Here is an 11,443-nt window from a genome sequence, read left to right as displayed (position 1 = left end):
TGTGCGGGGGAGTCTCTCACCGCGCGGACGCGCGGGTCTCTGGACCCCGGCTCGGGGGCCGGGGTGACGGGTGGAGGGTGCGGCGCGCTCTACCGAAATACTGTGCGGCGCCTGGACATTGCGGCAAGACGGATGGCTTCACCCGCGCCCTTCGAGGGCCGCTGACGCGGCCGCCTCAGGATGAGGGTGAAGGGTGGCTCTCCACCGTCATGCCGGACTTGATCCGGCATCCAGCGGCTTGCGTCTGCGAGCCGGGAGACCCCTTCACGCCTCTGCGGGAGGAGTCTCTCACCGCGCGGACGCGCGGTGGCTGGACCCCGGCTCGGGGGCCGGGGTGACGGGTGGAGGGTGTGCTGCCGGCGGCTTGCTCACAATCCGTGGAGATAGTGGGCGATGTCGTCCCAGTCCGGGTTCATGGCCTCGATCAGGTCGATCTTCCATCGCCGCGGCCAGTTCTTGATGGCTTTCTCCCGTGCGATCGCGTCCGTGACCAGATCATGCTCTTCGAACCAGACCAGGGTCTTCACACCGTATTTAGAAGTGAAGCCCGGCGTCAGATCGTTCTGGTGCTCATACAAGCGGCCTGGCAGGTCGCTGGTCACGCCGGTGTACAGGGTGCCATTGCGTCTGGATGCAAGGATATAGACATAGCCCTTCCGCATCCGTCGATGATGGCATGAGGTCCGCCTCCCGGAAAGTCCTGGGGCTTTGGGGACTATGCCGCATCCGTCGATTCCTCAGGCCGGGCGTCGCCCATTTCGCCGTCATGCCGGACCTGATCCGGCATCCAGCGGCTCGCGTCCGCGAGCCGGGATACTCCTTGACGTATGTGCGGGGGAGTCTCTCACCGCGCGGACGCGCGGGTCTCTGGACCCCGGCTCGGGGGCCGGGGTGACGGGTGGAGGGTGCGGCGCGCTCTACCGAAATACTGTGCGGCGCCTGGACATTGCGGCAAGACGGGTGGCTTCTCCCTCGCCCTTCGAGGGCGGCTGACGCGGCCGCCTCAGGATGAGGGTGAAGGGTGGCGCCACCCTTTTCGCCGTCATGCCGGGTTCGACCCGGCATCCAGCGGGCTCGCGTCGGCGAGCCGGGAGACTATTTGATGCGTGTTCGGGGGAGTCTCTCACCGCGCGGACGCGCGGGTCTCTGGACCCCGGCTCGGGGGGCGGGGTGACGGGTGGAGGGTGCGGCGCGTCCCTCTCCCCTCATCCTGCGGCGGCCAAGATCCTCCCCGGCGGCCGTCAGCTGACGGGGACCAGCGCTTCCCGGCGCGCCAGCGCCGCCTTCTGGACGGCGTCCTGCACCTTCTCGAAGGCTCGGACCTCGATCTGGCGGACGCGCTCGCGGCTGATGTCGAACTCGCTCGAGAGGTCCTCCAGCGTGATCGGATCGTCGCGCAGGCGCCGCGCCTCGAAGATCCGGCGCTCGCGCTCGTTGAGAACGCCCAGCGCCTGGGTCAGCATCGAGCGGCGGGTCTCCATCTCGTCCTGCTCGATGAGCATGTCTTCCTGGCTGTCGGAATCGTCGACCAGCCAGTCCTGCCACTGGCCGGATTCGCCTTCGCTGGCCTTGATCGGCGCATTGAGCGAGGCGTCGCCGGAGAGCCGGCGGTTCATCGAGATCACCTCCGCCTCCGACACGTTGAGCTTGGTGGCGATCTCGGCCACCTGGTCGGGCTTGAGGTCGCCGTCCTCCAGCGCCTGGATGCGGCTCTTGACCTTGCGCAGGTTGAAGAACAGCCGCTTCTGGTTGGCGGTCGTGCCCATCTTGACCAGCGACCAGGAGCGCAGGATGTATTCCTGGATCGAGGCCTTGATCCACCACATGGCGTAGGTGGCAAGCCGGAAGCCGCGCTCGGGGTCGAATTTCTTCACCGCCTGCATCAGTCCGACATTGCCCTCGGAGATCACCTCGCCGATCGGCAGGCCGTAGCCGCGATAGCCCATGGCGATCTTGGCGACGAGCCGGAGATGGCTGGTCACCAGCTTGTGGGCGGCGGTGCGGTCCTCATGCTCGAGGAACCGCTTGGCGAGCATGTACTCTTCCTGCGGTTCAAGCATCGGAAATCGTCGGATTTCGGCGAGATAGCGGTTGAGACCGTTCTCCCCGCTGGAGACGGTCGGCAAACTAGCTCGGGCCATGTGAGCACCCCTTTTTGATCCCTGGCTCCCTGACGGCGAGCCCCAGCCCCGGATCGGCACGCGCATCCGGGCCCCTGCAGATTGTCACTTAATTGTGGCGAAAGCCGGTATCAAGGCTTCGACCCGTTCACAGTGCCGTGACCCGCCTTGCCGCGCAACTCAAACCTGCGCCAGCGCCGTGCGCAGATCCTCCATGTCCGCGGGCAGCGGCGCCTCGAAGCGCAGCGTCTCGCCGGTGACGGGATGCTCGATCTTGAGCAGATAGGCATGCAGCGCCTGGCGCGGAAAGGCGTTGACCACGGCGCGGACGGCGTCAGGCAGGCGGTTGGCCTTGGTGCGGAAGGCGCCGCCATATTCGGGGTCGCCGAGCAGCGGATGGGAGATGTGCGCCATGTGGACGCGGATCTGGTGGGTGCGGCCGGTCTCCAGCCGGCACTCCACCAGCGTGGCGTCCGACGTGCCGTCTTCCCTGGCGCCGTAGCGCTCGAGCACGGTGTAGTGGGTGACGGCATGGCGGACATCGTCGCCGTCGTCGGTGCGCACGGCGCGCCGGGTGCGGTCGCGGCTGCGGCCGAGGGGGGCATCGATGGTGCCGTTGAGAATGGCCGGCTGGCCCCAGACGAAGGCCTTGTAGGCGCGCTCGAGCGGGCCGGTGAGGCCGTGGTCGGCGAACTGGTCGGCGAGATGCCGGTGGGCATGATCGTTCTTGGCCACGACCATGACCCCGGAGGTCTCCTTGTCGAGCCGGTGGACGATGCCCGGACGCCGGACGCCGCCGATGCCCGAAAGGCTCGCGCCGCAATGGTGGATGAGCGCGTTGACCAGCGTGCCGGTCCAGTTGCCGGCGCCGGGATGGACCACCAGCCCCGCCTGCTTGTCGACGACGATCAGGTCGCTGTCCTCGTAGAGGATGCTGAGCGGGATGTCCTCGCCCATCGGCTCCGGATCCTCGGGTTCGGGCAGCACGACCGCGATCTCGTCGCCCGGCTGCACCTTGCGCTTGGCCTCGGTGACGGTCAGCGCATTGACCGTGACGGCGCCGGCCTCGATGAGCGCCTTGATGCGGCTGCGGGAGAAATCGGGCGCCAGCTCACGGGCGAGCCAGGCGTCGAGGCGGCCTTCGCCATGCTCATCGACGCTCAAGGCTTTCCTATCGCCGCCGGCTTCGTTAAAGGGTGTCGCGGTGTTCAAACTGCCTGACCTGCCTTGAGAGGAATTTTCATGTCGAATGCACCAGAGGACGATCAGGACGACAAGCCGCTGGATCCGGAAATGGAAAAGGTCCGCCGCAAGATGGTGCGGCTGCTGGCCGTGTCGATCGGCATCATGTTTGTCGGTGTTATGGCGGTGCTGGGCGCAATTGTCTACAAATTCACGCGGCCCTCGCCGCAGCAGCCCGTGGTGGCCGCCTCGCAGGCGGTTCCCTCGGACGCGCCGGTCGAGGCGGTGGCGGCGCTGCCGGCCGGCTTCACCATCGCCGGCATCGCGCTCGACGGCAACCGCATCGCCTTCAACGGCCGCATGGCCGACGGCAAGCTCCGGGTGATGCTCTACGACATCACCACCTCGCGCATCGTCGCCGACATCGCCGTGATCAACCGTCCCTGAGATGGATGCGGCCCGCCTGATCCGCATCGACGATCCCGGCGATCCGCGCATCGCCGAATTCGTCTCGATGCGCGAGCGGGACCTGGCGGGCAGGGGGGAGCAGTTCATCGCCGAGGGAACGGTGGTGCTGCAGGCACTGCTTGACGCCCGCGAGCGCGGCCACTTTGACATCGTCAAGCTGCTGCTGCTCGAGAACCGGGTCGGGGGGCTGGCCGATCTCATCGCCCGCCTCGACCCCGCCGTGCCGGTGCATGTGGCGGCCGCGCCGGTGCTGGACGCCGTCGTCGGCTTCGCCATGCATCGCGGCGTGCTGGCGCTCGGCGTGCGCCGCCCACCTGCCGATCTCGCAAGCTTCCTCGCCGGCCTGCCCGACCAGGCGCTCGTGGTGGCCTGCTGCGGCATCTCCAACCACGACAACATGGGCTCGATCTTCCGCAATGCCGGCGTCTTCGGCGCCGACGGCGTGGCGCTCGACGCCACCTCGTGCAGCCCGCTCTACCGCAAGGCGATCCGGGTGTCGGTGGGTGCGGCGCTGCATGTGCCGTTCTGCCGCTCGGGCTCGGTGGAGGCGATGGCCAGCGCCATCGTCGGCAGCGGCTTCGACCTCATCGGCCTGTCGCCCAGGGGAACCGTGGCGCTCGAGGACTACCGGCCGCCGGGGCGGGTGGCGCTGCTGCTCGGCACCGAGGGCGCCGGCCTGCCGCAGGCGGTGCTCGACCGCGTGACCAGCGTGCGGATCGCCCAGGCGCCCGGCCTCGACAGCCTCAATGTCGCCACGGCCACCGGCATCGCGCTGTGGCGCGTGGCAGGCGCCATGGGGCGACTGCCCTGATTCAGCCGGGGATTTGCCTCGGCTCGTCGGACCTGTGCGTGCCGTGATCCGGAAACCGCCGCAGACTTCCGGGCGACATGCACCCGGACCGGAGGATGGGAAACGGTCGCGGGCGCGATGGTTTCCCCCCGGCACGCATTGGCTGGCGCCATCGCGACCGCGAACGCACCCCACCCCCGATCTGGCTCGCGCCATCGCGACTGCCAAAGTACCCCCACCCTCAATCTGGCTCGCGCCACGGGTCGCTCGCCGTCCTTCGGACCCCCTCAAGGGGGAGGGAGGCTTTGCTCCGCGTGCCTGGCGGCATCCGGTCCAATTCCAATCGGCAGGACGAACAGGGATGCAAGCGCAAGGCCCGCAACGCAGCCTTGTCCCCCTCCCCCTTGAGGCTACGGAATTCACACATCGTTGTGGTGGCCCATCGGCGAAGCTGAAAGGACGCGACTTCAGCGTGCTGATCCACTCGCGCGCCGGAAATCGCAGGCGAGAAACGTTGCGGATGCCTCCGACCCCCTCACCAACAAAATCTACAGCTTGGCCCTTCGGTCCAAGGCTGTGCCTGCCTTCGCGCGGCGTCGCGCTCAGGCCTTCGCTCGCTGAATCGACTTCGTCGATTTCTGGCCTGCGGCCACCGCTCCGAAGCCTCTCCCACCAGGGGAGAGGTGGAAACGCGGAACCCGCGGCGCACCCCCTCTCCCTTGGTGGGAGAGGAAGCAATTTCAGCGTCTTAACGCAGTTAAGCGCTAGAAATTGCAGGTGAAGGGGTTGTTGCCGCCCGCCGCCTGGCTCTTGTCATTGAGCCCCACGCTGTCAACATGCCCAGCCACCTCCGAAATGTGTGAATCACGTAGCCCGAAAGGGGGGAGAATGGGCACCGCAAGACCCCCTACCCGTCGATACAGGCGCCGAGCCTGAGCGCTGCGCCGCGCGAAGGCTCATGCGGCTTGCCGGGACTGCCGCGGGCACGATGCCATTCTCCCCCTTTGTGGGGGAGATGTCACCGAAGGTGACAGAGGGGGGTAGGCCGCCGCGCAAACGGAACGGCTGGAATGGATGGAAACACACCCCCCTCTGTCGGCTGGCGCCGACATCTCCCCCGCAAGGGGGGAGAATGGGCTCCGCAAGACCCCCGGGCCTTTCCGAAATGTGTGAATCGCGTAGCCCTTGAGGGGAGGGGTTAGGGGTGGGGGTGTCACCGGTTGCACAAACGGGAAATGGCCTTGGACGGCATCAAAAAGTGGAGAGACTTTCTTGAGTTGAAAGGAAACCGAAATGCCGAAGCAGCAGAAGAGTTTCCCCAGCGCCATGGGCCACCAGATGTGTGAATACGCTTCGGCTGCCGGCTATTTGCCGGCGGATATCAGCTGGCGCGCGCGCTCGGCGAGACTGACCGGCGCGCCGGCGGGCCGCCTGGTGCCGCCGCTCGACAGGATCTTGCGGATCGGCGAGGTCTCGCCTTCGGTCTGCGCGGTCAGCTCCACCATCATGGCGGCGACCTCGACCAGTTCCGTGCGCAGGGCCGCGTCGTTCTTGCCATTGCCGGCCTTGGCCAGCCGCTCGACCAGGGCGGCCTGGCGGGCGCGCAGCCGTTCCACCCGCTCGTCGCTGCTTCGCGCCGCACGCGCCGGCGGGGCGGCGGACTCGGCGCCCTTGCCGCGCACAGGCACGGCGGGCTGGGTCGCCGTCGGGCGCGCGGCGGGGGCGGTCGGCCGCGCTGCGGGAACGGTCGGCTGCCGCTGGCCCGTCCCAGCCGCCTTCAGCTGGCCGAGGGCCTGCTGCAGGTCATCGTTGAGCTCGGCCTGCCGGCTCTTGAGCCGCTCGACCTCGCGCTGGCGCTGCTCGAGGGACTGATCGCGGTCCGACAGGGTGGATTGCGTGCGGGCCAGCCGCTGCTCGAGCTCGGTGGAGCGCTTCTCCTCGTTGTCGAGCCGGATCTCGGCCTCGCGCTCGCTGCTGATGGCCGCGCGCAGCTCGTCGCGCAGCAGCTTGCGTTCGTCGTGCAGCGCCTGGATGGTCACCTGCAGATTGTCGATCTCGGTCTCGCGGGTGGCGAGATCGATCTTGAGTTCCTCGACATCCGAGCCCAGCTGGTTGAGGCGGTCGTTGAGCCTGGCGATCTCGCGCTCGCGCGCGCCGGCAAGCCGGATGGCGGCGCCGAGATCGGAGCGCAGGGTCTCGATCGCGGCCTCGCGGTCGCGCAGCTCGGAGCGCAGCTGGCCCGATTCGAGGCCGCTCTGTTCGAGCGCTGCGTCGAGTTCCTCCTTGGCCGCGCGCATGGCGACCAGATTGTTGGTCACCCGCACCAGATTGGCGCTCTGCTCCGACAATCTGGCGCGGTTGTCGCGCAGGTCGACGCTGAGGCGGGCGTTCTCCGCGGCGAAGGCGGCGCGGGCGAGGTCCTTCTCGGCCCGGATCTCGGCCGTCGACAGCGGCACGCTGGCGCGCATGCGGCGCTCGGTCAGCGTCACGACCCTGCCGCGAATCACCGGGGCGACGATGAGTGCGATCAGCGCGGCGACAAGAAAGCCGAAGGCAAAGAGGAGCAGAAATTCTATCACATCGATCCCACTGTGGCGCAGTCGGGCCGGCATCTGCCGGTCGCGATGCATAAAGCACGGGCGGGGAAAACGGGCAAGACGCGGGCATCGCCGCGCCGGCGGCGGGCCATGAAAAAAGCGGCGCATGCGCCGCTTTTGCCACCATTGCGGGGGGTGGGCCGGGTCAGAACGGGTTCCAGGTCGGCTTCGGCGTCATCTTGAGATAGCCGGCGTTGATGCCGAGGCGGGCGCCGACGCCGGTGCGGATCGGCACCATGATCACGTTGTTGCGCTGCAGCACCGTCATGCCGAGGCCGGCAAACACATAGGCCTTGCCGCTGATGCCGCCGAAGCGGCCGTAGACGCCGTCGACGCTGGGCAGGTTGTAGACCAGCATCATCGTGCGGTTGCCATCGGCGCCGTAGTCCCAGCCGATCGACGGGCCCTGCCAGTAGACCGAGCTCTGGCCGGCGTTCTTGGTGTAGAGGTCGCCCTCGCCATAGGTGAGGCCGCCGATGAAGGCGCCCGAGGCTTCCTGGCCGAGAATGTAGCCGTTGGGCAGCCCGTAGGCGTTGAACGCCTTCTCGACGATCTTGGCGAGCCCCCCGGAGGTGGAGCCGAAGAAGCCGTGACCGGCGTCGACGATCTCCTGGGCGGTGTAGTTGGCGTTGCCGGTCGCCTGCGCACGGGCAAGGCCCGACAGGCCGACGAGCAGCGAGACCGCCAGCATCAGCTGGACCAATGGGCGGAGGCGCAACGTTGCGTGTGCCATGACATGACTCCCTTCGTGGCCGCCGGGGCCGGCCCGGCTGCAATGTTCAATCAGGCCATTGTGGGCTGATGATCTTAATAAGCGGTTTACCAAATATGGTGTCATTATGGCCGGGCTCATTCATGAGGTCCCGCGCCAGGCCGTCTTGCTGCCTGCGCGGGCTTCCGGCGCTTGCGATCCCACCGCTGCGGGTGCAACGTCACCATCCAAGATTCGTTGCCGGAAGGCACAGGAGACACGATATGCCGAAGAACCCCAATCTCACCCTCTCGGGACCCGACCTCGCGTCCCTGCTCTGCAGCAGGGTCTGCCACGACATCATCTCCCCGGTGGGCGCGATCAACAACGGGCTCGAGCTGCTCGACGAGGGCGGCGCCGACGCCGACGCCATGGATCTCATCCGCACCAGCGCGATGAACGCCTCGGTGCGGCTGAAATTCGCCCGGCTGGCCTTCGGCGCCTCGGGCTCCGTCGGCGCCTCCATCGACACCGGCGAGGCCGAGAAGGCGGTGCTGGATTTCGTCTCCGCCGACAAGAAGACGACGGTGACCTGGTCCGGTCCGCGGGCGATCATCCCGAAGAACAAGGTCAAGCTGCTGCTCAACCTGTTCCTGGTCGCCTATGGCGCCATCCCGCGCGGCGGCTCGATCGACGTGACCATCGAGAATCCCGAAACCACCACCTTCTTCCGGATGGTCTGCAAGGGCCGCATGGTGCGGGTGCCGCCGAAGTTCCTCGAAATCCATTCCGGCGTGATGGAGGAGGCGGTCGACGCGCACTCGATCCAGCCCTACTACACGGTGCTGCTCGCCGACGAGGCCGGGCTCGAGCTCGCCTGCAGCGCCAATGCCGACGAGGTTGTCTTTACAGCCACCACAATCTGAGCGGCAACCGATTGTTAAGCGTGTCTGCTTACCAAATCTTCGCAGCAGCCTGATAGGTTTCCCTCTACCAACGCGCGCGCCCCCGGGCGCGCCGGCAAGAGAGGGAGACCTGGCATGCGCCGTTTGATGATCGCCGACGATTCCGCCGTGATCTGCAAGGTTGCCAAGCGCATCCTGTCGGGGATGGATTTTCTCGTCGTGGAGACGTCCAACACCGGCGAGGCGATGATCATGTGCCAGGCGCAACTGCCGGAAATCATGGTGGTCGATGCCGGCATGCCGGGGGCGCTCGATCTCATCACCTCGGTGCGCGCCATGAACGGCGGCAAGGAGGTGCGGATCTTCTACTGCCTCATCGAGAACGATCTCAAGCAGATGATGATCGGCCGCCGCGCCGGCGCCGACGAATTCCTGCTCAAGCCCTTCGACCGCCGGATTCTCACGGCCGCCTTCGCCCCGCACGCGCTGGCTGCCTGACCGCCCCGTTCCGGCACGCCGTCGTCGGCCTGCCGGCGGAACCGAAAAACCCGCCGGGGAGGGCGGGTTCTCGGATGCGCGCGGGAATGCTCAGGCGGTGTTCAAGAGGTCAGGCGCTTTCGCGGATCTCGCTCTCGTCCGGCTCGCGCAGAACGTAGCCGCGGCCCCAGACGGTTTCGATGTAGTTCTTGCCGCCTGCCGCGGTGGCGAGCTTCTTGCGCAGCTTGCAGATGAAGACGTCGATGATCTTGAGTTCCGGTTCGTCCATGCCGCCGTAGAGATGGTTGAGGAACATTTCCTTGGTCAGCGTCGTGCCCTTGCGAAGCGAGAGCAGCTCCAGCATCTGGTATTCCTTGCCGGTGAGGTGGACGCGCTGGGCGCCGACTTCGACCGTCTTGGCGTCCAGATTGACCACCAGGTCGCCGGTGGTGATGACCGACTGGGCATGACCTTTCGAGCGGCGGACAATGGCGTGGATGCGTGCGACCAGCTCGTCCTTGTGGAACGGCTTGGTCATGTAGTCGTCGGCGCCGAAGCCGAGGCCGCGGACTTTGTCCTCTATCCCGGCCATGCCGGAGAGAATCAGGATCGGCGTCTTGACCTTGGACAGCCTGAGCGTCCTGAGAACCTCGTAGCCCGACATGTCGGGAAGGTTGAGGTCGAGCAGGATGATGTCGTAATCATAGAGCTTGCCGAGATCGACGCCCTCTTCCCCAAGATCGGTCGTGTAGACGTTGAAACTCTCGGACTTCAGCATCAGTTCGATGCTCTGCGCTGTCGCGCTGTCGTCCTCAATCAATAATACCCGCATATTAGTCCCCTTTTCCGCCGCCGCAGAGCCACTGTGTTCCCTCTACGCAATACGGATCCAGTCGTTGCCTGATTTGGAGGTTGCCACGCAATGGTTAACAAATTCTGAGTGGGTTAGGCAACCATTCATCTTATGTTAGTTTTCGTCGGCAGACCCATGATTTTTAACCGAAAATTCTTCTCCATCCTGTTAAGGTACTGCCTTAGCAATCCGGCGCAAGTGACTCCGCTGACTCCGGAAAGGCATCCGGAAAAATCGTCGTTTCCGTTTACCCGCCCTTAAACCATGTGAGCTATTATTAACGAAGCCTGTAAATGAATGGTTACCGCGGCGCGCAAAAGTTAACGCCCGGTCACTTTTCATTCGCCAGGTGCCGGCAGTTCGTCCGGCCTTGTGTTCCAACCGGGGTCTCGCATCACGGGAGTATTGCGTATGAAGTCACGTGAGAGCCACGTTCGCCTGAAGCTGTTTCAGGTCAACGAGAAGACCCGCCAACTCAGCCAGATTCAGCTGATGATGGCGGAAATGGAGAAGATGTCGGCCGAGCTGGAATACCAGATCGCGGTCGAGGAGAAGAAGGCCGGAATCAGCGACGTCGCCCATTTCGCCTATCCGACCTTCGCCAAGGCCGCGCGCCAGCGCGCCGACAACCTGCAGCATTCGATCAAGGAGCTGAAGGTGCAGCTCGATGCGGCGGAACTGGCGCTTGAGGAAGCCCAGGCGGAACACACCAAGGCTGCCGCGCTCGAGGAGCGCGACATCGGCCATCGCACCGGCAGGGTCGGCTGACCGGCCGCGCGGGCAGGCTCCGGCCGGCCCGAACCTGACCATGCGACAACGGAACGCCGGATGAAGGTTTCATCCGGCGTCGCGTTGCGTCGGGGCGGCCCGGCACCCTCGACCCGGCTCGCGCCACGGGTCGCTGTCAAAGTACCCGCACCCTCAATCTGGCTCGCGCCGCGGGTCGCTCGCCGTCGTTCGGACCCCCTCGAGGGCGAGGGAGGTTGCTCCGCGTGCGGGGCGGCATCCGTGACAGATTCAAGGAGCGGATCTATGGGGCGAACCGCCAACGCGGCCGGTTCCCGCTCCGCTTGAGGGGCTGCGACAGTCACGCATTTCCGAGGTGGCCGCGCGTGTTGACCGCGCGGGCCTGAGTGAAGATGCGCAGCAGGATTGCATATGCCGCACCCTCCACACCGTCACCCCGGCCCCCGAGCCGGGGTCCAGAGACCCGCGCGTCCGCGCGGGGAGAGACTCGCTGCTTGCCGACGGTCCGAAAGGGTCTCCCGGCTCGCGGACGCGAGCCGCTGGATGCCGGGTCGAGCCCGGCATGACGGAGGAGAGGGCGTCGTCAGAGATCAGGCGCCGGCGTGCGGCTGGG

11 protein-coding genes are annotated in these 11,443 nt (G+C 66.4%); 5 read left to right on the top strand and 6 right to left on the bottom strand.

Features of this window, described 5'->3' with window-relative positions; translation table 11 throughout:
• Nucleotides 1-368: 368 nt before the first annotated feature.
• From DFR52_RS22995 to DFR52_RS22985, 3 genes are all read right to left on the bottom strand, one after another.
• Complete coding sequence (locus DFR52_RS22995) at nucleotides 369-662, bottom strand: GIY-YIG nuclease family protein (protein ID WP_110034423.1); 294 nt, start codon at nucleotides 660-662, stop codon at nucleotides 369-371.
• 579 nt (nucleotides 663-1,241) lie between these two features.
• Nucleotides 1,242-2,141, bottom strand: coding sequence for an RNA polymerase sigma factor RpoH (rpoH, locus tag DFR52_RS22990; protein ID WP_110034422.1), 900 nt, complete (start codon nucleotides 2,139-2,141; stop codon nucleotides 1,242-1,244).
• A gap of 159 nt (nucleotides 2,142-2,300) precedes the next feature.
• Nucleotides 2,301-3,332 carry an RluA family pseudouridine synthase gene (locus DFR52_RS22985; protein ID WP_110034421.1) on the bottom strand — a complete coding sequence of 344 codons (1,032 nt, stop codon included), beginning with the start codon at nucleotides 3,330-3,332 and terminating at the stop codon, nucleotides 2,301-2,303.
• 30 nt (nucleotides 3,333-3,362) lie between these two features.
• Between DFR52_RS22985 and DFR52_RS24555 the strand changes: the two genes are divergently transcribed.
• Nucleotides 3,363-3,749 carry a hypothetical protein gene (locus tag DFR52_RS24555; RefSeq protein ID WP_158285029.1) on the top strand — a complete coding sequence of 129 codons (387 nt, stop codon included), beginning with the start codon at nucleotides 3,363-3,365 and terminating at the stop codon, nucleotides 3,747-3,749.
• Between the two features lies 1 nt (nucleotide 3,750).
• Nucleotides 3,751-4,581 carry a TrmH family RNA methyltransferase gene (locus DFR52_RS22975; protein WP_110034420.1) on the top strand — a complete coding sequence of 277 codons (831 nt, stop codon included), beginning with the start codon at nucleotides 3,751-3,753 and terminating at the stop codon, nucleotides 4,579-4,581.
• Between the two features lie 1,343 nt (nucleotides 4,582-5,924).
• Here DFR52_RS22975 and DFR52_RS22970 read toward each other — a convergent pair.
• The gene (locus DFR52_RS22970; protein ID WP_146215658.1) at nucleotides 5,925-7,139 is read right to left on the bottom strand and encodes a coiled-coil domain-containing protein; all 1,215 of its coding nucleotides are present in this window, start codon (nucleotides 7,137-7,139) and stop codon (nucleotides 5,925-5,927) included.
• A gap of 163 nt (nucleotides 7,140-7,302) precedes the next feature.
• Nucleotides 7,303-7,848, bottom strand: a complete 546-nt coding sequence (locus tag DFR52_RS22965) for a DUF1134 domain-containing protein (RefSeq protein ID WP_425351251.1) — start codon at nucleotides 7,846-7,848, stop codon at nucleotides 7,303-7,305.
• A 284-nt stretch (nucleotides 7,849-8,132) separates the two neighbouring features.
• Between DFR52_RS22965 and chpT the strand changes: the two genes are divergently transcribed.
• Nucleotides 8,133-8,774, top strand: coding sequence for a histidine phosphotransferase ChpT (gene chpT / locus DFR52_RS22960; RefSeq protein ID WP_110034417.1), 642 nt, complete (start codon nucleotides 8,133-8,135; stop codon nucleotides 8,772-8,774).
• A 114-nt stretch (nucleotides 8,775-8,888) separates the two neighbouring features.
• Entirely contained in the window at nucleotides 8,889-9,251 is a 363-nt protein-coding gene (locus DFR52_RS22955) for a response regulator (protein WP_110034416.1), read from the top strand.
• 109 nt (nucleotides 9,252-9,360) lie between these two features.
• Here the strand turns inward: DFR52_RS22955 and ctrA are convergent, their stop codons facing one another.
• Entirely contained in the window at nucleotides 9,361-10,062 is a 702-nt protein-coding gene (gene ctrA, locus DFR52_RS22950; RefSeq protein ID WP_110034415.1) for a response regulator transcription factor CtrA, read from the bottom strand.
• A 432-nt stretch (nucleotides 10,063-10,494) separates the two neighbouring features.
• Between ctrA and DFR52_RS22945 the strand changes: the two genes are divergently transcribed.
• Nucleotides 10,495-10,851 carry a flagellar export protein FliJ gene (locus DFR52_RS22945; RefSeq protein ID WP_110034414.1) on the top strand — a complete coding sequence of 119 codons (357 nt, stop codon included), beginning with the start codon at nucleotides 10,495-10,497 and terminating at the stop codon, nucleotides 10,849-10,851.
• The last annotated feature ends 592 nt before the right edge of the window (nucleotides 10,852-11,443 follow it).

The sequence above is a fragment of the Hoeflea marina genome, from assembly GCF_003182275.1.
GTDB lineage: Bacteria > Pseudomonadota > Alphaproteobacteria > Rhizobiales > Rhizobiaceae > Hoeflea > Hoeflea marina.
The sequence above is the reverse complement of the archived record's forward strand: the minus strand, read 5'-3'. Positions and strand labels throughout refer to the sequence as shown.